Origin of the sequence: Ectopseudomonas composti (assembly GCF_900115475.1) — a bacterium.
GTDB classification, from domain to species: Bacteria; Pseudomonadota; Gammaproteobacteria; order Pseudomonadales; family Pseudomonadaceae; genus Aquipseudomonas; species Aquipseudomonas composti.
Map to the genome: position 1 here is coordinate 134,797 of NZ_FOWP01000005.1, position 19,873 is coordinate 154,669.

20 protein-coding genes are annotated in these 19,873 nt (G+C 59.5%); 4 read left to right on the forward strand and 16 right to left on the reverse strand.

The annotated features are described in order from the left end of the window. Positions 1–39 precede the first annotated feature (39 nt). The 11 genes from atpA to BM059_RS11115 all read right to left on the reverse strand — a co-directional run bounded on the left by atpA (position 40) and on the right by BM059_RS11115 (position 10,126). On the reverse strand, positions 40–1,584 hold the full coding sequence (gene atpA / locus BM059_RS11065; protein ID WP_037000975.1) for a F0F1 ATP synthase subunit alpha: 1,545 nt from the start codon (positions 1,582–1,584) through the stop codon (positions 40–42). Between the two features lie 21 nt (positions 1,585–1,605). Next, entirely contained in the window at positions 1,606–2,142 is a 537-nt protein-coding gene (locus BM059_RS11070; RefSeq protein WP_037000976.1) for a F0F1 ATP synthase subunit delta, read from the reverse strand. A 14-nt stretch (positions 2,143–2,156) separates the two neighbouring features. Next, a complete protein-coding gene (locus tag BM059_RS11075; RefSeq protein WP_037000977.1) occupies positions 2,157–2,627 on the reverse strand; it encodes a F0F1 ATP synthase subunit B in 471 nt (156 codons plus the stop codon). Between the two features lie 56 nt (positions 2,628–2,683). Further along, complete coding sequence (gene atpE / locus BM059_RS11080; RefSeq protein WP_003097235.1) at positions 2,684–2,941, reverse strand: F0F1 ATP synthase subunit C; 258 nt, start codon at positions 2,939–2,941, stop codon at positions 2,684–2,686. Positions 2,942–3,076: 135 nt separating this feature from the next. Continuing rightward, positions 3,077–3,943 carry a F0F1 ATP synthase subunit A gene (gene atpB / locus BM059_RS11085; protein WP_037000978.1) on the reverse strand — a complete coding sequence of 289 codons (867 nt, stop codon included), beginning with the start codon at positions 3,941–3,943 and terminating at the stop codon, positions 3,077–3,079. A 17-nt stretch (positions 3,944–3,960) separates the two neighbouring features. Then, positions 3,961–4,365 carry a F0F1 ATP synthase subunit I gene (locus BM059_RS11090; protein WP_037000980.1) on the reverse strand — a complete coding sequence of 135 codons (405 nt, stop codon included), beginning with the start codon at positions 4,363–4,365 and terminating at the stop codon, positions 3,961–3,963. A 159-nt stretch (positions 4,366–4,524) separates the two neighbouring features. Further along, a complete protein-coding gene (locus tag BM059_RS11095; protein WP_037000981.1) occupies positions 4,525–5,394 on the reverse strand; it encodes a ParB/RepB/Spo0J family partition protein in 870 nt (289 codons plus the stop codon). 11 nt (positions 5,395–5,405) lie between these two features. After that, positions 5,406–6,194 carry a ParA family protein gene (locus BM059_RS11100; protein WP_037000983.1) on the reverse strand — a complete coding sequence of 263 codons (789 nt, stop codon included), beginning with the start codon at positions 6,192–6,194 and terminating at the stop codon, positions 5,406–5,408. Between the two features lie 11 nt (positions 6,195–6,205). Further along, positions 6,206–6,853, reverse strand: a complete 648-nt coding sequence (rsmG, locus tag BM059_RS11105) for a 16S rRNA (guanine(527)-N(7))-methyltransferase RsmG (RefSeq protein WP_139220729.1) — start codon at positions 6,851–6,853, stop codon at positions 6,206–6,208. Beyond that, entirely contained in the window at positions 6,850–8,742 is a 1,893-nt protein-coding gene (gene mnmG / locus BM059_RS11110) for a tRNA uridine-5-carboxymethylaminomethyl(34) synthesis enzyme MnmG (RefSeq protein WP_074938651.1), read from the reverse strand. The genes rsmG and mnmG overlap by 4 nt, the downstream gene beginning before the upstream one ends. 490 nt (positions 8,743–9,232) lie before the next feature. Further along, positions 9,233–10,126 (reverse strand): LysR family transcriptional regulator, encoded by an 894-nt coding sequence (locus tag BM059_RS11115; RefSeq protein WP_074938652.1) that lies wholly within the window; start codon positions 10,124–10,126, stop codon positions 9,233–9,235. 235 nt (positions 10,127–10,361) lie between these two features. Between BM059_RS11115 and BM059_RS11120 the strand changes: the two genes are divergently transcribed. After that, on the forward strand, positions 10,362–11,516 hold the full coding sequence (locus tag BM059_RS11120; RefSeq protein WP_074938654.1) for an MFS transporter: 1,155 nt from the start codon (positions 10,362–10,364) through the stop codon (positions 11,514–11,516). Positions 11,517–11,533: 17 nt separating this feature from the next. Here the strand turns inward: BM059_RS11120 and mnmE are convergent, their stop codons facing one another. The 5 genes from mnmE to rpmH all read right to left on the reverse strand — a co-directional run bounded on the left by mnmE (position 11,534) and on the right by rpmH (position 15,615). Continuing rightward, positions 11,534–12,901, reverse strand: coding sequence for a tRNA uridine-5-carboxymethylaminomethyl(34) synthesis GTPase MnmE (mnmE, locus tag BM059_RS11125; protein ID WP_074938655.1), 1,368 nt, complete (start codon positions 12,899–12,901; stop codon positions 11,534–11,536). A 175-nt stretch (positions 12,902–13,076) separates the two neighbouring features. After that, positions 13,077–14,822: a membrane protein insertase YidC gene (gene yidC, locus BM059_RS11130; protein WP_074938657.1), complete on the reverse strand. Its 1,746-nt coding sequence runs from the start codon at positions 14,820–14,822 to the stop codon at positions 13,077–13,079. Between the two features lie 2 nt (positions 14,823–14,824). Continuing rightward, positions 14,825–15,070: a membrane protein insertion efficiency factor YidD gene (gene yidD / locus BM059_RS11135; RefSeq protein ID WP_074938659.1), complete on the reverse strand. Its 246-nt coding sequence runs from the start codon at positions 15,068–15,070 to the stop codon at positions 14,825–14,827. Continuing rightward, a complete protein-coding gene (gene rnpA / locus BM059_RS11140; RefSeq protein WP_074938661.1) occupies positions 15,063–15,467 on the reverse strand; it encodes a ribonuclease P protein component in 405 nt (134 codons plus the stop codon). Before rnpA ends, yidD begins: the two co-directional genes overlap by 8 nt. A gap of 13 nt (positions 15,468–15,480) precedes the next feature. Continuing rightward, positions 15,481–15,615, reverse strand: a complete 135-nt coding sequence (gene rpmH, locus BM059_RS11145) for a 50S ribosomal protein L34 (RefSeq protein WP_002551315.1) — start codon at positions 15,613–15,615, stop codon at positions 15,481–15,483. 521 nt (positions 15,616–16,136) lie between these two features. Between rpmH and dnaA the strand changes: the two genes are divergently transcribed. From dnaA to recF, 3 genes are read left to right on the forward strand one after another with little or no spacing between them, the layout of a single operon-like run. Further along, positions 16,137–17,627: a chromosomal replication initiator protein DnaA gene (gene dnaA, locus BM059_RS11150; protein ID WP_074938663.1), complete on the forward strand. Its 1,491-nt coding sequence runs from the start codon at positions 16,137–16,139 to the stop codon at positions 17,625–17,627. A gap of 38 nt (positions 17,628–17,665) precedes the next feature. Continuing rightward, positions 17,666–18,769 carry a DNA polymerase III subunit beta gene (gene dnaN / locus BM059_RS11155; protein WP_074938665.1) on the forward strand — a complete coding sequence of 368 codons (1,104 nt, stop codon included), beginning with the start codon at positions 17,666–17,668 and terminating at the stop codon, positions 18,767–18,769. After that, positions 18,769–19,872 (forward strand): DNA replication/repair protein RecF, encoded by a 1,104-nt coding sequence (gene recF, locus BM059_RS11160; protein WP_074938667.1) that lies wholly within the window; start codon positions 18,769–18,771, stop codon positions 19,870–19,872. Before dnaN ends, recF begins: the two co-directional genes overlap by 1 nt. Position 19,873 lies beyond the last annotated feature (1 nt).

Here is a 19,873-nt window from a genome sequence, read left to right on the forward strand (position 1 = left end):
CGGGTTAGCAGGCGGGCGTCTCGCGACGCCCGCTGCGGCTTACCAGGTTTGGGTGGCTTTGAACTTCTCGATACCGGCCTTGATAGCGGCGTCGATTTCGTCGTTGAAGTCACCTTTGACGTTGATCTTGGCCATCAGATCGGCCAGGTCACGGTTGAAGTAGCTCAGCAGAGCTGCTTCGAAGGCGCCAACCTTGTTCACTTCCACGTCGGTCAGGAAGCCGCGCTCGGCAGCGTACAGGGACACGGACATGTCGGCGATCGACATGGGCGCGTACTGCTTCTGCTTCATCAGTTCGGTAACACGTTGACCGTGCTCGAGCTGCTTGCGGGTGGCTTCGTCCAGGTCAGAGGCGAACTGGGCGAATGCTGCCAGTTCACGGTACTGAGCCAGAGCGGTACGGATACCACCGGAGAGCTTCTTGATGATCTTGGTCTGAGCTGCACCACCCACACGGGATACCGAGATACCGGCGTTGACGGCCGGACGGATACCCGAGTTGAACATGGCCGATTCCAGGAAGATCTGACCGTCAGTGATCGAGATCACGTTGGTCGGAACGAACGCAGAAACGTCGCCAGCCTGGGTTTCGATGATCGGCAGAGCGGTCAGGGAACCAGTCTTGCCAGTCACGGCGCCATTGGTGAACTTCTCGACATACTCTTCGGAAACGCGGGAAGCACGCTCCAGCAGACGGCTGTGGAGATAGAACACGTCGCCCGGGTAGGCTTCACGGCCTGGCGGACGGCGCAGCAGCAGGGAGATCTGACGGTAAGCCACGGCCTGCTTGGACAGGTCGTCGTACACGATCAGGGCGTCTTCACCGCGGTCGCGGAAGTATTCGCCCATGGTGCAACCGGCGTACGGAGCCAGGAACTGCAGTGCGGCAGATTCCGAAGCCGAGGCGGCAACAACGATGGTGTTGGCCAGGGCGCCGGATTCTTCCAGCTTGCGTACCACGTTGGCGATGGTCGATTGCTTCTGACCGATGGCAACGTAGACGCAGAAGATACCGCTGTTCTTCTGGTTGATGATGGCGTCGACTGCCAGGGCAGTCTTACCGATCTGACGGTCACCAATGATCAGCTCACGCTGGCCACGGCCTACCGGGATCATGGCATCGACCGACTTGTAACCGGTTTGCACCGGCTGGTCGACCGACTTACGCCAGATCACGCCCGGTGCCACTTTCTCGACAGCGTCGGTAGCGGCGGCGTTGATCGGGCCTTTGCCATCGATCGGGTTACCCAGGGCGTCGACGACGCGGCCCAGCAGTTCCGGACCAACCGGAACCTCCAGGATGCGACCGGTGCACTTGGCGCTCATGCCTTCTGCAAGGCTGGTGTAAGCACCCAGTACTACAGCACCAACGGAGTCTTGCTCCAGGTTCAGCGCCATACCGTAGACGCCGTCCGGGAACTCGATCATCTCGCCGTACATGACGTCGGCCAGACCATAGATGCGCACGATGCCGTCGGAAACGGAGACGATAGTGCCTTCGTTGCGGGCTTGGGAGGCGACGTCGAGTTTCTCGATGCGCCCCTTGATGATTTCACTAATTTCGGAAGGATTGAGTTGCTGCATAGCTCTGCTGCCCCTTCAAACTCAAGATTTCAATGCTTCGGCCAGCTTCGCGAGTTTGCCGCGAACTGAGCCATCGATAACCAGGTCGCCGGCGCGAATCAGTACACCACCAATTAAGGTGGCATCTTCCGCGGCGTGCAGACGCACTTCTCGGCCGAGCCGTGCACTGAGAACCTTGGCGAGTTTGTCTTGCTGTTCATCGCTCAATGCGAAGGCACTTGTTACATCCACGTCGATCGACTTCTCCTGCTCGGCCTTGTACAGCTCGAACTGGGCGAAGATGTCCGGCAACAAGGCCAGACGGTCGTTCTCGGCGAGAACGTGAATGAAGTTCTGTGCCTGGGCGTCGAACTTGTCACCACACACCTCGATGAAGGTGGTGGCCTTTTCTGTACTCGTCAGACGCGGGGCCTTGAGCACGCGCTGCATGGTGTCGTCGATAGACACTGCCGCAGCCAGGCCGAGCATGGCTGACCAATTGGCCAGTTGCTGGTGGGCCTGGGCGTGCTCGAAGGCAGCCTTAGCGTAAGGTCGGGCCAGCGTGGTCAGTTCTGCCATGATCGCGCCCTCGCTTAAATTTCGGCTGCCAGTTTGTTAACCAGCTCCGCATGCGCGTTTTGGTCGATGGATACGCCCAGGATCTTCTCGGCGCCGCTGACGGCCAGGCTACCCACTTGGGTGCGCAGGGCGTCTTTGATGCCGTTGATTTCCTGTTCGATCTCGGCCTGAGCCTGAGCCTTCACACGTTCAGCTTCGCCACGGGCCTGATCACGGGCTTCGTCGACGATCTGAGTAGCACGCTTCTTGGCTTGCTCGATGATTTCGGCGGCCTGACCTTTGGCTTCGCGCAGTTGCTGGGCCACTTTTTCGTGGGCCAGCTCCAGATCACGAGCCGCGCGGTTGGCAGCGTCCAAGCCGTCTGCGATCTTCTTCTGACGTTCCTGCAAAGCCGTAATGACCGGAGGCCATACGAACTTCATGCAGAACAGCACGAAGATGAAGAAGGCAACGGACTGGCCAATCAGGGTTGCATTAATGTTCACGCCAACACCTCGCTCGTTCGTTGTCCGTCACACCAATTCACTCGAAAAGGAGTGAATTAGCCTGCGATTTGACCAACGAAGGGGTTCGCGAAGGTGAAGAACAGTGCGATACCAACACCGATCATGGTCACGGCGTCGAGCAGACCGGCGACGATGAACATTTTAACTTGCAGCATCGGGACCATTTCCGGCTGACGCGCAGCGCCTTCCAGGAATTTGCCACCCAGCAGACCGAAACCGATGGCGGTACCCAGGGCACCCAGGCCGATCAGCAGTGCAACGGCGATAGCGGTCAAACCAACTACAGTTTCCATTTTTCCTCCCGACTTACAGTCGTATTGGTTAAGGTTTTTGTTGAAGCGGTAAAGCGAAATCGTTTTTTTACTGCGTCCCCATTACAGGGATTGTCCCGGCGGCGTCACGGATGATGCCGCGGAACGTCATGCGCCTTAGTGGTTATCTTCATGCGCCATCGACAGGTAGACGATGGTCAGCATCATGAAGATGAACGCCTGCAGCACGATGATCAGGATGTGGAAGATGGCCCAGGCCAACTGCAGCACACCGCCCAGACCGCCCAGCAGCACGCCACCGCTGTACATGATGGCGATCAGGATGAAGATCAGTTCACCGGCATACAGGTTGCCGAACAGTCGCAGAGCCAGGGAAATAGGCTTGGCGATCAGAGTGACGAATTCGAGCAGGAAGTTCACCGGGATCAGCAGGATCTTCACGGCGATGTTCTTCGAGCCAAACGGGTGCAGGGTCAGCTCACCGATGAAACCGCCAATGCCCTTGACCTTGATGCTGTAGAACAGGATCAGGGCGAATACCGACAGGGCCAGGCCCAGAGTGGCGTTCGGGTCGGTGGTAGGAACCACACGGAAATACAGGTGCGGATCACCAGCGATGGTAGCGGCCAGCATCGGCAGCCAGTCAACCGGGATCAGGTCCATGAAGTTCATCAGGAAGACCCAGACGAAGATGGTCAGGGCCAGCGGGGCGATCAGCGGGTTACGCCCATGGAAGGTGTCCTTCACACTGCCGTCGACGAACTCGACCAGCACTTCGACGAAATTCTGCAGGCCGCCAGGCTGGTCAGATGTCGCTTTACGCGCCGCCAGACGGAACAGAAGAATGAAGATGAGGCCGAGAACCACCGACACCGCCAGGGTGTCTACGTGGAAGGCCCAGAAGCCCATTTCTTTGGCTTCCTGTGCGGTGTGGGCGAAACTCCAGCCATTCACCGGATGCTGACCATAGGTCAGGTTCGTCAGGTGGTGCTGGATGTAACCCGAAGCGGTATCTGCTGCCATTATTTGCCCCGAACGCTTTAAGGTCTTGAAAATTTAGTTATCAGCAGCGGAGCGAACCAGCTGACCATCAGGGTCAGCAGGTAGACACCAAATAGCATCGGTGCCTCCAGAGGTTTCACACCCGCAAACGCTAGTGCAAAGAGCACGAACGTCAAAATCAGTTTTCCCGCTTCGCCCGCATAAAAAGAACGGACGATCTCTTGCGCTGCCCGCGCTCCACTGAATCGGAACGCCTTATGGGCAAAATACAGATTCGGCAGCCAGGCGATCAGTCCACCTGACAGTGCCGAATATCCGGCGACGTTACCGCGCCATTGCCAGCACACCGCAGCGGCCAGCAGCAGGACGATGAGTTGGGCCATCAGAACCGGAAAAACCGGTAGACGATGGAAGGGCAAGCGCTTTGGCATGCGGCGTTCCATCAACTGCTGTCCTCGACTATCGAACGCTTTAACTCAATGAATTGGCATAAAAAGTGCCAACAAAATTGCGCGCAGAGTATAGGGGGCCTATCCCCCCCATTCAACTGCCGGGTAGTGATTTCCGACCATGCGCTACATGATCAGATGTGCCGAATTGTTTCAGCGGATATGGGCGAGTACGCCCTGCAATTCGTCGAGGGAGTTATAGCGGATTACCAACTGACCTTTGCCCTTGGAGCCGTGCTTTATCTGCACTGGCGAGCCCAGACGCTCTGCCAGGCGCTGTTCCAGGCGGCTGATGTCAGGGTCGGCCTTGGCTTTAGCTGGAGCGGGTTTGGCGGACAGCCACTGGCGAACCAGGGCTTCGGTCTGGCGAACCGTGAGGCCGCGTGCGACAACGTGTCGCGCAGCTTCCACCTGCTGTTCGAGGGGCAAACCGAGCAATGCACGGGCGTGTCCCATTTCCAGATCACCATGGGAGAGCAGGGTCTTGATCTCCTCTGGCAGGGCGATCAGGCGCAGCAGGTTGGTGATGGTGACGCGAGATTTACCAACGGCATCGGCAACCTGTTGCTGGGTCAGCTCGAACTCCTGCTGCAAGCGCTGCAGGGCAACGGCTTCCTCGATCGGGTTGAGGTCTTCACGCTGGATGTTCTCGATCAGGGCCATGGCAATCGCGGCTTCATCTGGCAGCTCACGCACCATGGCCGGAATCTTATCCTGGCCGGCCAGCTGGCTCGCGCGCCAGCGACGCTCACCGGCGACGATCTCGAAACGACCATCGCCGATGGGGCGCAGGACGATAGGTTGCATCACGCCCTGGGCGCGGATCGAGGCGGCGAGTTCTTCCAGTGCGGTCTGATCCATGTCGCGACGCGGCTGGTACTTGCCACGCTGGATCAGTTCCAGGGGCACGTATTGCAGTTCACGCGTGTCGACCTGGGCAGCCTCTTCCTGCAGGGCGTTGACGGTGTTGCCACCGAGCAGTGCGTCCAGACCTCGACCCAGACCTCGTTTCTTCGCAGCCATGCGGATGTTCCTTAAGCGGTAGCGGTTTTCGCGGCGGCGCGCTGACGGCGCACCAGCTCGCCGGCCAAGGCCAGATAGGCAATGGCACCACGGGATTGTTTGTCGTAGACCAGCGCCGGCATACCGAAACTCGGCGCCTCGGCCAGGCGCACATTGCGCGGGATCACGGCGTCGTACAGCTTGTCACCGAAATGCTGTTTGAGCTGTGCGGTGACATCGTTGGTCAGGCTGATGCGCGGGTCGTACATGGTGCGCAACAGGCCTTCGATCTGCAGCTTGGGATTGAGCAATTGGCCGATGCGCTGAATGCTGTTGACCAGGTCGCTCAAACCCTCGAGCGCGTAATACTCGCACTGCATAGGGATGATCACGCCATCGGCAGCGACCAGGGCGTTGATGGTCAGCATGCTCAGCGACGGCGGGCAATCGATGAGGATGTAGTCGTAGTTCTCACGGATAGGCGCCAGTGCATAACGCAGGCGGCTTTCCTTCATCTTCATTTCCAGCAGGGCGACTTCCGCGGCGGTCAGGTCGCGGTTGGCCGGCAGCAACTGGTAGCCGCCATGCTCGGAGAACTGCATGGCCTGGCTTAGATCGCATTCGCCGATCAGTACGTCGTAGATCGAGTACTCGAGGCCATGCTTGTCGACGCCGCTCCCCATGGTCGCGTTGCCCTGTGGGTCGAGGTCGATCAGCAGCACGCGGCGCTTGGTCGCCACCAGTGAAGCAGCCAGGTTGATACACGTCGTGGTTTTGCCCACGCCGCCTTTCTGATTGGCGATCGCGAATACCTTGGCCATCTTCTTTCCCCTTAGACCGAGCGACGCAGTATCAACAGATGGCGTTGGCCTTGGCAACCGGGAACCCGCAGCACATGCGTGGCACTGAGACGGAAGTCCGCCGGCAGCGCCTGCAGCTCGTCATCCGGGTGCACGCCCTTCATCGCCAGCCAGTGGGTGTCGGCATTACCGAGGTGGCGCGTCCAGTTGCTGAAGTCTTCCAGACTGCTGAAAGCCCGCGAGCTGATGCCATCGAAGGGTTGCTCTGGTCGATACGCTTCGACCCGGTTGTGGACAACCTCGAGGTTGGCGAGTTTCAGCTCCAGCTTCACCTGGACGAGAAAACGGGTCTTCTTGCCGTTGGAATCGAGCAGGGTGAAGTGGCGCTCAGGGAACATGATCGCCAGCGGAACGCCAGGCATGCCGCCACCACTGCCGACGTCCAGCCAGTTATCCCCAAGCTCGGCCACGAACGGCACCACCGACAGGCTGTCGAGCAGATGGCGCGACACCATCTCGTCGGGGTCACGCACGGCGGTGAGGTTGTAGGCCTTGTTCCACTTGATCAGCAGGCCCAGATAGGCAAGTAGCTGTTCCTGCTGCTGCGCGCTGAGCTCGATGCCGAGTTCGCGGGCGCCCTGGATCAGTTCTTCGGCGTGACGCTGAGTAACCGACATCAGGCGCTCTGCTCCAGCTTTTGACCGGCACTACGCTTCTTCAGGTGAATCAGCAGCAGGGAAATGGCCGCAGGCGTCACGCCAGGGATACGCCCAGCCTGGCCGAGCGTGGCCGGGCGGGTGTTGCCCAGCTTGAACTGGATCTCCTTGGACAGGCCGGAAATACCGTTGTAGTCCAGATCCTCTGGCAGCTTGGTGTCCTCGCTGGCACGCAGCTTGGCGATCTCGTCCTGTTGGCGGTCGATGTAACCGGCGTACTTGGTCTTGATCTCGACCTGTTCGGCCACCTGGTTATCCACAGCCGGCGCCTCGGTCAGTTCGGCCAGGGTGGCGTAGTCGATCTCTGGACGGGCCAGCAGATTGAGCAGGTTGTATTCGTGAGCCAACGGCGTGCCGAAGCGCGCCGCAATGGCATCTCCCTGCGGCGTACCCGGGCGCACCCAGGTGCTCTTCAGACGCTGTTCTTCCTGCACGATACCTTCACGCTTGGCCTCGAAGGCGGCCCAGCGCTCGTCATCGATCAGGCCCAGCTCACGACCCTTCGCGGTCAGGCGCAGGTCGGCGTTGTCCTCACGCAGGATCAGCCGGTATTCGGCGCGCGAGGTGAACATGCGGTACGGCTCCTGGGTACCCAGAGTAATCAGGTCGTCGACCAGTACGCCGATGTAGGCCTCGTCACGACGTGGGCACCAGGCCTCTTTGCCTTGCGCACGCAGTGCGGCGTTGCAGCCCGCCAGCAAGCCCTGGGCACCGGCTTCTTCGTAGCCGGTGGTGCCGTTGATCTGGCCGGCGAAGAACAGGCCGCCGATGACCTTGGTCTCGAGGCTGTATTTCAGGTCGCGCGGGTCGAAGTAGTCGTATTCGATGGCATAGCCAGGACGCACGATATGGGCGTTCTCCATGCCGCGAATGCTGCGCACGATCTGCAACTGCACGTCGAATGGCAGCGAGGTGGAAATGCCGTTGGGGTACAGCTCATGCGTCGTGAGCCCTTCAGGCTCGATGAACACCTGGTGGCTGTCCTTGTCGGCGAAGCGGTGGATCTTGTCCTCGATCGACGGGCAGTAGCGCGGGCCAACGCCTTCGATCACCCCGGAGTACATCGGCGAGCGGTCGAGGTTAGCGGCAATGATTTCGTGAGTGCGCGCGTTGGTGTGGGTGATCCAGCAGCTGATCTGCTTCGGCTGCTGCTCACGCTTGCCGAGAAAGGACATCAGCGGCGTTGGGGTGTCGCCTGGTTGCTCGGTCATCACCGAGAAATCCACGGAACGGCCATCGATACGCGGCGGCGTGCCGGTTTTCAGGCGACCGACGCGCAGCGGCAGCTCGCGCAGACGATGAGCCAGAGCGATGGAGGGTGGATCACCGGCGCGGCCACCGGAGTAGTTCTGCAGGCCGATGTGGATAAGTCCACCAAGGAAGGTGCCTGTGGTCAACACCACGGAGTCCGCGTGGAATCTGAGCCCCATCTGGGTAACCACGCCCTTGACCTGATCGTTTTCCACAATCAGGTCATCGGCTGACTGTTGAAAAATCCACAGGTTGGCCTGGTTTTCCAGAATCTCGCGCACCGCAGCTTTGTACAGCACGCGGTCTGCCTGTGCACGGGTGGCACGAACGGCTGGGCCCTTGCGGCTGTTGAGGATACGGAACTGGATGCCGCCCTTGTCGGTGGCGGTGGCCATGGCGCCGCCGAGTGCATCGATTTCCTTGACCAGGTGACTCTTGCCGATCCCACCGATGGCCGGGTTGCAGCTCATCTGGCCAAGGGTCTCGACATTGTGAGTGAGCAGCAGGGTCTTCACGCCCATGCGTGCTGCAGCCAGGGCTGCTTCGGTACCGGCATGACCGCCACCGATCACGATCACGTCAAAACGGGAAGGGAAATCCACCACGCACCTCGTGCCTGTTGAGAAGGGGTCTGAAAGAAAGGCGGCAAGTATAGGGACTTCAGCCTGCTGAATGAAGCCTTCTGCACAAAAAATAGCCAACCGGTTGCTGATGTTTCTTCCGCGGAGTGCCGTTACCTGATCGCCTGTCTGCCCATGAGAAAGTCGATCAGGCTTATAAAGAATAGAAAGAGAGAATTTTTATAAAGCTTGTTCTTTATGTTTATGTATAGAGACACGCATTTCTGTGGATAAGGTTCTGTAGGCCTTGCCATATCTGCTGTACAGCGAATGATAAGCCTGTGTCGATCCTGCTCGGTTCCACTGAGAAAGCTGCTGAACCACTGTGGATGGAAGTGCCAGTTACCCACAGGGGGATTTACGCCCAGCTTTGTCATAGGGTTATGGGCAGGGTTCATGGGCGGTTTTCCACAGGGTTTATTGGCTCTGAATCCGCCTGTGGATTATCAATAGAAAGGTGCAGTTCAGCGCTTCAGATGTCGCTGGCGAACACCCTGGCATTGAGGAAATCGACCAGTGCACGCACCTTGGGCGATGGATGTTTGCTCGCTGGCCAGAGGATATTGAAGACATTGCTGCGTTTAGCGTGCATGGGCAGCACTCGACAGAGCTCGCCATTGGCCAGATAGGTATTGACCGAGAAGTCTGGCAGGCAGGCAATTCCACGGCCTTGGCGGGTGAAGCAGACCCGCGTCTCGATGTTATTGCAGATCATTGATGTTGGAAGCTGAACCTCGGGTTCATCAGCGTTCAGCTGTAGCGGCCAAGTTTCCAGTTTGCCGCTGTGGGGAAGCCGGTAGTGCAGGCAGGTGTGTTGCCTCAGGTCGCGCGGTATCTCGGGTGTACCGCACCGTTTTAGATACTCCGGCGAGGCAACCAGCATCAGCTCGAAAGTGCCCAGTCGCCGAGCCGATAGCCGGGAATCGCTCGGGTCACCGGTGCGAACCACGGCATCGAAACCTTCCTCGATGACATCGACCAGGCGATCGCTGAAGTCCAGATCCAGCTCTATGTCCGGATAGGTCGCCATGAACTCGCCGAGCACCGGCAGAACCAGAGAGCTGACCAGTGGCAGGCTGACCCGAAGACGGCCGCGGGGTGCGCTGGAGGCCTGTGAGAGTTCCTGCTCGGCTGCTTCTATTTCGGCCAGAATGCGTCGGCTTCGCTCCAGGAATAGCGTGCCTTCCGCGGTCAAGGTGACGCTGCGCGTGCTGCGGTGGAACAGGCGCACGCCAAGTTTTTCCTCGAGCCTGGCTACGCTCTTGCCGACTGCCGAAGCCGACACCCCGAGCAGTCGACCGGCGGCCACGAAGCTGCGGGTTTCGGCGACCTGCACGAACACCATGAAGCCGTTCAGGCTGTCCATCATTCACCTCAATTGCGGACTTATATTTCCGTACTGATCGGAAATCTATCCCACTTTTTCTCTAATTAGAGAATTCTTATCGTCGCAGTGGTTATCTATGAACAAGGTGATTCGCTGTGATTCCGACTTTCGACTCTGCACTACCGCATCTTTGGCGACCTTCGGTTGTCAGCCTGTTACCAGGTAGCTCGGGCTTTCTGCATGGTTATCCACAGGGTGAGATGGAGATTTCCCAATGAGCTGTGCAGAGCGCCTTCCTCTGGGCGCGCTACTCGCATTGGCCATGGGCGGATTCGTCACCATTCTTACTGAGGCGCTACCTGCCGGATTATTGCCGCAAATGGCGGAAAACCTGGTGGTTTCCGAGGTCTGGGTCGGTCAGACGGTTACGGTCTATGCTCTCGGCTCGCTGCTGGCGGCGATTCCATTGATCATTCTCACGCAGGGCATACGCCGAAGGCCTTTGTTGCTGACCGCCATTGCTGGCTTCGCCCTGGCCAATACCGTTACGGCGTTATCCACAAGTTTCGTGCTGACGCTACTGGCACGGTTTATTGCCGGCGTTTCGGCGGGACTGCTGTGGGCGCTGGTGGCAGGTTATGCTGCGCGAATGGTGCCGGAGCATCTGAAGGGTCGCGCTATTGCGGTAGCCATGGTGGGTACGCCCTTGGCACTGTCGCTTGGTGTGCCAGCCGGTACCTGGCTGGGTGCGCTGGTGGGCTGGCGTATGTGCTTCGGCATAATGAGTGCACTTGCCTTGCTGCTGATGATCTGGGTGCGCTGGCAGGTTCCAGATTTCTCGGGGCAGGCCCACAGCAGGCGGCTGCAACTTGGCGCCGTATTGCGCCTGCCCGGTATTCGCCCGGTGCTTTTCGTGGTGCTGGCCTTCGTCCTGGCCCACAACATTCTCTATACCTATATTGCGCCGTTTCTAGCGGAGGCAGGGATGCTCGAACGCACCGACCTGGTGTTGCTGATATTCGGTCTGGCATCGCTGTTGGGGATCTGGATCGTCGGGGTATTGATCGACCGACATCTACGACGCATGACACTGGCCTGCATCTGGTTGTTCGCCATTGCGGCCACTGCCTTGGCGCTCGGGGGCGAGAGTCCACTGGTGATCTATATCGCCGTCGGCATCTGGGGCCTGGCTTTCGGTGGCGTGCCCACGTTGTTCCAAACCGCGCTGGCTAAGAGTACAGGGGAGTCCGCAGATGTCGCTCAGGCGATGCTGGTAACCGCCTGGAATATGGCGATCGCCGGTGGCGGTATTTTCGGCGGGGTTCTGCTCGAACGCTTGGGTGTTGGCGCTTTTTCACCCGCTCTGCTGGTCTTGCTGCTGGCAACGCTGCTGGTTGTCACTTGCTCCAGGCGACATGGCTTCGTCTGATGCACTGATACGCGCGGCTATTTACCGATGCAGAAGCTGGAGAAGATGCGACCCAGCAGGTCGTCGCTGCTGAAGGCGCCAGTGATCTCGCCCAGGGCTTGCTGGGCCATGCGCAGGTCTTCAGCCAGCAGTTCGCCAGCGCCCATCAGGGTGAGCTGGTTGCGGCCGTGCTCGAGATGCTGCTCGGCCTGGTGCAGCGCTTCGAGGTGGCGACGACGGGCGCTGAAACCGCTTTCAGCGGTCTGTTGATAACCCATGCAGGCTTTCAGGTGTTCGCGCAGCAGCTCGAGACCTTCGGCGGATTTGGCCGACAGACTGAGGGTGACGTGGCCATCGGTACTGGTTTGCAGCGCCACCGCTTCGTCGGAGAGGTCGGCCTTGTTGCGAATCAGGGTGATCCGTGCCGGATCTGGGCGTTGCTCGAGGAACTCGGGCCACAGGGCGAAGGGATCGGCTGCCTCTGGGGCGGTGGAGTCCACCACCAGCAGCACACGGTCTGCCTCGCCGATGGCCTTGAGTGCACGTTCTACGCCGATGCGTTCCACCTGGTCATCGGTGTCGCGCAGGCCAGCGGTGTCGACCACGTGCAAGGGCATACCGTCGATGTGGATATGTTCGCGCAGCACGTCGCGCGTGGTGCCGGCGATATCGGTGACGATGGCGGCTTCACGGCCGGCCAGCGCGTTGAGCAGGCTGGACTTGCCGGCGTTGGGCCGCCCGGCGATGACCACGGTCATGCCGTCGCGCAGCAGAGCGCCTTGACCCGCTTCGCGCAGCACTGTGGATAAGTCGGCACGCACGCCGTCGAGCTGGTTCAGCACGTGGCCATCGGCGAGGAAATCGATCTCTTCCTCGGGAAAGTCGATGGCGGCCTCGACGTAGATGCGCAGCTGGATCAGTGACTCGGTCAGTGCATGCACGCGTTTGGAGAATTCGCCCTGCAGTGAACGCAGCGCATTGCGTGCGGCCTGCTCGGAGCTGGCTTCGATCAGATCGGCGATGGCTTCGGCCTGGGCCAGGTCGAGCTTGTCGTTGAGGAAGGCACGCTCGCTGAACTCACCAGGGCGCGCCAGGCGTGCACCCAACGTGAGGCAGCGGCGCAGCAGCAGGTCGAGTACCACTGGGCCGCCATGGCCCTGCAGTTCGAGCACGTCTTCACCGGTGAAGGAGTGCGGGCCAGGGAAGTAGATCGCGAGGCCTTCGTCCAGGGTCAGTTCCTGTTCGCCGAAGAAGGGTCCGTGATGGGCGAAGCGTGGCTTGAGCTCTCGTCGGCAAATGGCCTGCGCGAGCGTCCCGGCAAGCGGGCCAGAGACGCGCACGATACCCACACCACCACGACCTTGGGCGGTGGCGACGGCGGCGATGGTGTCTCGTGCGTGATTCATGGCGTTTACTCGATATTTGCGGCGAATGTAGGGGCGAGGTGGGACGCCTGGTTCTCTGCTCGCAAGCGTACGGATACAGAGATTCGCGAGCAGAGCCCGCTCCTACGATAAATGGTCGGATAGCAAAACGCCCCAATCATGGGGCGTTTGCTTGATGCTTGGAAGCCTTGGCGAATCAGGCGTTGGCCGCTTTCGTTGCTGCTTCGATCTTGCGCGTAATGTACCACTGCTGGGCGATGGACAGGCAGTTGTTGACCACCCAGTACAGCACCAGACCGGCAGGGAACCACAGGAAGAAGAAGGTGAAGATGATCGGCATCAGCTTCAGCACGCGGGCCTGCATGGGGTCCGGCGGCGTCGGGTTGAGCTGCTGCTGGATGAACATGGTCGCGCCCATGATGATCGGCAGGATGAAGAACGGATCCTTGATCGACAGGTCGGTAATCCAGAACATCCACGGGGCCTGACGCATCTCGACCGACTCCAGCAGCACCCAGTACAGTGCGAGGAATACCGGCATCTGCACCAGGATCGGCAAGCAGCCGCCCAGCGGGTTGATCTTCTCTTTCTTGTACAGCTCCATCATCGCCTGGGACATCTTCTGGCGATCGTCACCGTGCTGCTCTTTCAGCGCCTGCAGTTTCGGCGATACGGCACGCATGCGCGCCATCGAGCGGTAGCTGGCAGCAGACAGCGGGAAGAAGATCAGCTTGATGATGATGGTCAGGACGATGATCGACCAGCCCCAGTTACCGAGTACGCCGTGGATCACTTCCAGCAGCCAGAAGATCGGCTGTGCCAGGAACCACAGGAAACCATAGTCGACCGTCAGCTCCAGGCCTGGCGACAGAGTGCCGAGGTGCTCCTGCAGCTTGGGACCGGCGTAGAGGATCGCGCCAGTTTCACCTTGAGCGCCGGCAGCGACCTGTACGGACGGGCCGGTGAAGCCGACGATGTAGTTACCCTGGCTGTCCTTGCGGGTCTGAATCAGGTTGGTGCTGTCCTTGTTCGGCACCCAGGCGGTGACGAAGTAGTGCTGCAGCCAGGCAACCCAGCCGCCCTGCACGGTTTCCTTGAAGGACTGCTTGTCGATATCTTTCATCGACACTTTCTTGTACGGCTCTTCGCTGGTCCACAGCGCAGCACCCAGGTAGGTGGCGGTGCCGGTAGCGGTGGTCGAGGACGGGTCGCCGCTGTTGTCGCGCTTGAGCTGGGCGAACAGGTTGCCGCTCCAGGCCTGGTCGCTCTGGTTGTCGATCAGGTAACGCACATCGACCTGATAGGCCGACGGATCGATGCAGCCAGGCTTCTTCAGTTGCTGCTCACGTGCGGAGCATTGCGGGTTGAGACCGCGTTTGAAGCTGTAGCGCTTGATGTAGTTGACGCCGTTCTCGCTGAACGTGAGATCGACCACCAGGCTGTCCTGGCCTTCGGCCAGTTGGTAGCTCTGCTTCTCGCTGGACCACAAGGAACGGCCGCTGGATTTGTCCGGAGCGTTCTGACCGATCAGGCCGCTTTGCGCCAGGTAGGTGCGCTCGTTGCCATTGTCGAACAACTGGAACGGCACGTCCGGGCGATCCTGACGACGCGGATATTGCGGCAGACGCAGTTGCACGACATCACCACCACGCGGGTCGATGGCCAGCTCGAGTACATCGGTCTTGACGCGAATCAGCTCGTCGCTGACCGCAGCGGTCGGCGCAACGGCAGCTGCACTGGGCTCAGCCACTGCAGTTGGAATGTCGTCGCCGCCGGTATTTGCGGTTGCAGCAGGGGTGTCGGGCAGGGCGGGCGTCGCAGCGGTCGAGGTACTAACCTCGGCTGGCAGGGCAGCCTGGCCATAGTCCTCGTTCCATTGCAGGACCATGAGGTAGGACACGACTGCCAGGGCGACGATCAGGATCGAACGTTGGATATCCATGATTATTCGGCCATCGAAGGGGATCGGGATGTTTTAACGGGTGGAACCGGATCGAAACCGCCGGCATTCCAGGGGTGGCAGCGGCCAAGACGGCGAGCTGCCAGCCAGCCACCACGCACAAAGCCATGTTGCTCGATGGCTTCGTATGCATAGCAGGAACAGCTGGGATAGAAGCGACAGTGACTGGCCATCAGCGGGCTGATGGCGTAGCGATAAACCTGGATACAGGCGAGAGCCGCTTTACGCATGGGGATTGTCGCTTGTCCCGGGGGATAAGTCTGCGTCGCGACTGGGCCGGCTTCGGGCCAAGCGTTTCAAGAGTTTGCCGAACTGCTGAGCGAGCTCGCCATTCTCCAGATCACCTAGCCCTTTGCGGGCGACCACCACGATGTCCCAGCCTGTCAGGTTGTCCTGATTGAGGCGAAAGGACTCGCGGATTTGACGCTTGATGCGGTTGCGCTCGACGGCGAGCTTGACGCTCTTTTTGCCGATCACCAGACCTAGGCGGGGATGATCAAGCTGGTTATCGCGCGCTAGCAACAGGACACTTTTGCCCGGAGCTTTACCGCTTGGGGAGTCGAAGACTGCCTTGAATTGCCGGGGAGTCAGCAGTCGCTTTTCCCGGCCGAAGCCTCGACTCACCACCTGTCTGGATTAATTAGACAGCAAGACGCTTGCGGCCCTTGGCGCGACGACGCGACAGGACGGCACGGCCGTTCTTGGTGGCCATGCGGGCACGGAAACCGTGGGTACGAGCGCGCTTGATAGTGCTGGGTTGGAAAGTGCGTTTCATGGTGCGTTACCTGGGTGATCGACTAGGGTCGGAATGACCCTGGTTTTAAGAGACCGGCAATTCTAGAGAAAGCCGCGCGGTAGGTCAATTTCCAACCAACCTTATTCTCCAGATAGAAATAGAAAGAAGGAAAAGGGTTTAAGGCTCTTTTTCTATGTTTATGTTGATTAGCAAGGCCGGCAGCTGTGGACAACCCTCTGTTAGCCGCGCACTGATTGCTTGAGCGGTGATGATAAGCCTGTCCAAAAGACGTGTGGCGGCTGTGTACCTCCTGGATACAGTCTGAGGATGAAACGCGGGGTTACCCACAGCCTGGTTATCCGCCCATTCGTCCCCAGGCTTTTGCAGAGGCTTATCGGGCGCTTATCCACAAGGTTTATGGTTTGCCTGATAAGCCTGATGAATGTAACTAAGGCTTTGATTTTACTTGGCCATCTAACCGCTGTTGTGTGGATAACTCGGTCGTTGACCGTTACAATGGCGGCTGTTTTTTGCATCGCCGCCTGGATAGGGGATAGTCAGTGTCAGTGGAACTATGGCAGCAATGCGTCGAGCTTCTGCGCGATGAGTTGCCGGCCCAGCAATTCAACACCTGGATCCGTCCTCTGCAGGTCGAAGCCGAAGGCGACGAGCTGCGCGTGTATGCGCCGAATCGTTTTGTACTCGATTGGGTCAACGAGAAATACCTGAGCCGTTTGCTCGAGTTGCTCGGTGAGCGCGCCGGCGGCCTGGTCCCTGCGCTTTCCTTATTAATAGGCAGCAAACGTGCAGCGACTGCCCGTGTTGCGCCAACGGCGCCGCTGCCTGCTGCTGCACGCGCTGCTCAGGTTCAGGCTGCAGCTTCTGTCAGCAAACCGCTTCCGCCACCAGTACAGGAAGAACCGTCGCGAGCCAGCTTCGACTCCATGGCCGGCTCCGCACCGCAAGCACCGACTCCAGCCGTAGCGCCACGCACCGAACGTACCGTGCAGGTCGAAGGTGGCCTCAAGCACACCAGCTACCTCAATCGCACCTTTACCTTCGACAACTTTGTCGAGGGCAAGTCGAACCAGTTGGCCCGCGCAGCGGCCTGGCAGGTAGCCGACAATCCCAAGCACGGTTACAACCCGCTGTTCCTTTATGGTGGCGTCGGCCTGGGCAAGACCCACTTGATGCATGCAGTGGGTAACCACCTGCTGGCGAAGAATCCCAACGCCAAGGTGGTCTATCTGCACTCCGAGCGTTTCGTCGCCGACATGGTCAAGGCACTGCAGCTCAACGCCATCAACGAGTTCAAGCGCTTCTATCGTTCAGTAGACGCGCTGCTGATCGACGATATCCAGTTCTTCGCCAAGAAGGAGCGCTCCCAGGAGGAGTTTTTCCACACCTTCAACGCGCTGCTCGAAGGCGGCCAGCAGGTGATTCTTACCAGCGACCGCTATCCTAAGGAGATCGAAGGCCTGGAAGAGCGCCTGAAGTCGCGCTTCGGCTGGGGCTTGACCGTTGCAGTCGAGCCGCCGGAGCTGGAAACCCGTGTGGCGATCCTGATGAAGAAGGCCGATCAGGCCAAGGTCGATCTGCCGCACGATGCTGCGTTCTTCATCGCCCAGCGTATTCGCTCCAACGTGCGTGAGTTGGAGGGGGCGCTGAAACGGGTGATCGCTCACTCGCACTTCATGGGCCGCGATATCACCATCGAGCTGATTCGCGAATCGCTCAAGGACCTGCTGGCTCTGCAGGATAAGTTGGTCAGCATCGATAATATTCAGCGCACCACCGCTGAGTACTACAAGATCAAGATCACCGATCTGCTGTCCAAGCGTCGCTCCCGTTCGATTGCCAGGCCGCGTCAGGTGGCCATGGCATTGTCGAAGGAATTGACCAACCACAGCCTGCCGGAAATCGGTGTGGCCTTCGGCGGGCGCGATCACACCACGGTGTTGCACGCTTGCCGTAAGATTGCTGAACTTAGGGGATCCGACGCGGACATCCGCGAGGACTATAAGAACCTGCTGCGCACCCTGACTACCTGATCAAATCAATGCAGCTCCACGAGGCAAGGGACTAGACCATGCATTTCACTATTCAACGCGAAGCCCTGTTGAAACCCCTGCAACTGGTCGCCGGTGTCGTGGAACGACGCCAGACGCTGCCGGTTCTGTCCAACGTCCTGCTGGTGGTCGAAGGCCAGCAGCTGTCGCTCATCGGTACCGACCTCGAGGTCGAACTGGTTGGCCGCGTCACGCTGGAAGATGCCGCTGAACCCGGTGAAATCACCGTACCGGCACGCAAGTTGATGGACATCTGCAAAAGCCTGCCGAGCGACGCGCTGATCGATATTCGTGTCGATGATCAGAAGCTTCTGGTCAAGGCTGGTCGCAGCCGCTTCACGCTGTCGACGCTGCCAGCCAATGACTTCCCCACCGTCGAGGAAGGCCCAGGCTCGCTCACCTTCAACCTGCCGCAGGCCAAGCTGCGTCGTTTGATCGAGCGCACCAGCTTCGCCATGGCCCAGCAGGATGTACGCTACTACCTCAACGGCATGCTGCTGGAAGTTCAGAGCGGCCTGCTGCGTGCGGTGGCCACCGACGGTCACCGTCTGGCCATGTGCTCGATGGAAGCGATCATCCAGCAGGACGGCAAGCACCAGGTAATCGTGCCGCGCAAAGGTATTCTCGAGCTGGCGCGTCTGCTCACCGAGCAGGACGCCGAAGTCGCCATTGTTCTGGGTCAGCACCACATTCGTGCCAACACCGGCGAGTTCACCTTCACCTCGAAGCTGGTAGACGGCAAGTTCCCGGATTACGAGCGTGTGCTGCCGCGTGGTGGTGACAAGCTGGTGCTGGCGGACCGTCAGGGCCTGCGTGAAGCGTTCAGCCGTACGGCGATTCTGTCCAACGAGAAGTACCGTGGCATTCGCCTGACCCTGGCGGCTGGTCTGCTGAAAATTCAGGCCAACAACCCGGAGCAGGAAGAGGCTGAAGAAGAGATCGTGGTCGACTATAACGGCAGCGGCCTGGAAATCGGTTTCAACGTTAGCTATCTGCTGGATGTGTTGGGTGTGATGGGCACCGAGCAGGTGCGCCTGATCCTCTCCGACTCCAACAGCAGTGCCCTGCTGCAGGAATCCGACAACGACGACTCTGCCTACGTTGTCATGCCGATGCGTCTTTAATGTCCCTAAGCCGTATCACGGTCACCGGGGTGCGCAATCTGCACCCGGTGACCCTCTCTCCCTCCTCCCGCATCAACATCCTCCACGGCGCCAACGGCAGCGGCAAGACCAGCCTGCTTGAGGCGATCCATCTGCTCGGCCTCGCCCGCTCCTTCCGCAGCACACGTCTGCAACCGGTCATTCATTACGAACAACCTGCCTGTACCATTTTTGGTCAGGTGCAGTTGGCTGAGGGTGGCACCAGCAATCTCGGTATTTCGCGTGATCGCCAGGGTGAGCTGCAGATTCGTATCGATGGGCAGAACGCGCGAAGTGCTGCTCAACTTGCCGATCTATTGCCTTTGCAACTGATCAACCCAGACAGTTTCCGCTTGTTGGAGGGGGCGCCGAAGATTCGCCGGCAGTTCCTGGATTGGGGTGTGTTCCACGTGGAACATCGCTTTCTCGGCGCCTGGCAACGCCTGCAGAAGGCCCTGCGGCAGCGGAACTCGTGGCTGCGTCATGGTACACTTGACGGTGCTTCGCAGGCCGCATGGGACCGTGAATTGTGCAGTGCGAGCGAGGAAATCGACAGCTACCGACGTGCCTATATTCAGGCGCTGAAACCGGTGTTCGAACAGACCCTGGCTGAGCTGCTGCACTTGGATGGGCTGACCCTGAGTTACTACCGTGGTTGGGACAAGGATCGTGATCTGAGCGAAGTGCTCGCCACATCCCTCCTCCGCGACCAGCACCTTGGGCATACCCAGGCTGGACCGCAGCGCGCTGATTTGCGCCTGCGACTTGCGGGGCACAACGCGGCAGAGATTCTGTCGCGAGGACAACAGAAGCTGGTCGTGTGCGCGTTGCGCATCGCCCAGGGTCACTTGGTCAATGAGGCCAAGCGTGGCCAATGTATCTATCTGGTGGACGACTTACCGTCCGAACTGGATGAGCAGCATCGTCAGGCACTTTGCCGGTTGCTGGAAGATTTGCGCTGCCAGGTGTTCATAACCTGTGTAGATCATGAATTGTTGAGGGAAGGCTGGCAGACGGATACGCCGGTTGCCATGTTCCACGTGGAACATGGCCGTATCACCCAGACCCAAGACCATCGGGAGTGAA

Coding starts and splice junctions, on each gene's coding strand:
- atpA (WP_037000975.1), bottom strand. CDS start 1,584: ATGCAGCAACTCAATCCTTCCGAAATTAGTGAAATCATCAAGGGGCGC.
- atpE (WP_003097235.1), bottom strand. CDS start 2,941: ATGGAAACTGTAGTTGGTTTGACCGCTATCGCCGTTGCACTGCTGATC.
- BM059_RS11090 (WP_037000980.1), bottom strand. CDS start 4,365: ATGGAACGCCGCATGCCAAAGCGCTTGCCCTTCCATCGTCTACCGGTT.
- yidD (WP_074938659.1), bottom strand. CDS start 15,070: ATGCGTAAAGCGGCTCTCGCCTGTATCCAGGTTTATCGCTACGCCATC.
- rpmH (WP_002551315.1), bottom strand. CDS start 15,615: ATGAAACGCACTTTCCAACCCAGCACTATCAAGCGCGCTCGTACCCAC.
- dnaN (WP_074938665.1), top strand. CDS start 17,666: ATGCATTTCACTATTCAACGCGAAGCCCTGTTGAAACCCCTGCAACTG.
- recF (WP_074938667.1), top strand. CDS start 18,769: ATGTCCCTAAGCCGTATCACGGTCACCGGGGTGCGCAATCTGCACCCG.
- yidC (WP_074938657.1), bottom strand. CDS start 14,822: ATGGATATCCAACGTTCGATCCTGATCGTCGCCCTGGCAGTCGTGTCC.
- BM059_RS11120 (WP_074938654.1), top strand. CDS start 10,362: ATGAGCTGTGCAGAGCGCCTTCCTCTGGGCGCGCTACTCGCATTGGCC.
- BM059_RS11095 (WP_037000981.1), bottom strand. CDS start 5,394: ATGGCTGCGAAGAAACGAGGTCTGGGTCGAGGTCTGGACGCACTGCTC.
- BM059_RS11115 (WP_074938652.1), bottom strand. CDS start 10,126: ATGGACAGCCTGAACGGCTTCATGGTGTTCGTGCAGGTCGCCGAAACC.
- atpB (WP_037000978.1), bottom strand. CDS start 3,943: ATGGCAGCAGATACCGCTTCGGGTTACATCCAGCACCACCTGACGAAC.
- BM059_RS11100 (WP_037000983.1), bottom strand. CDS start 6,194: ATGGCCAAGGTATTCGCGATCGCCAATCAGAAAGGCGGCGTGGGCAAA.
- mnmE (WP_074938655.1), bottom strand. CDS start 12,901: ATGAATCACGCACGAGACACCATCGCCGCCGTCGCCACCGCCCAAGGT.
- BM059_RS11070 (WP_037000976.1), bottom strand. CDS start 2,142: ATGGCAGAACTGACCACGCTGGCCCGACCTTACGCTAAGGCTGCCTTC.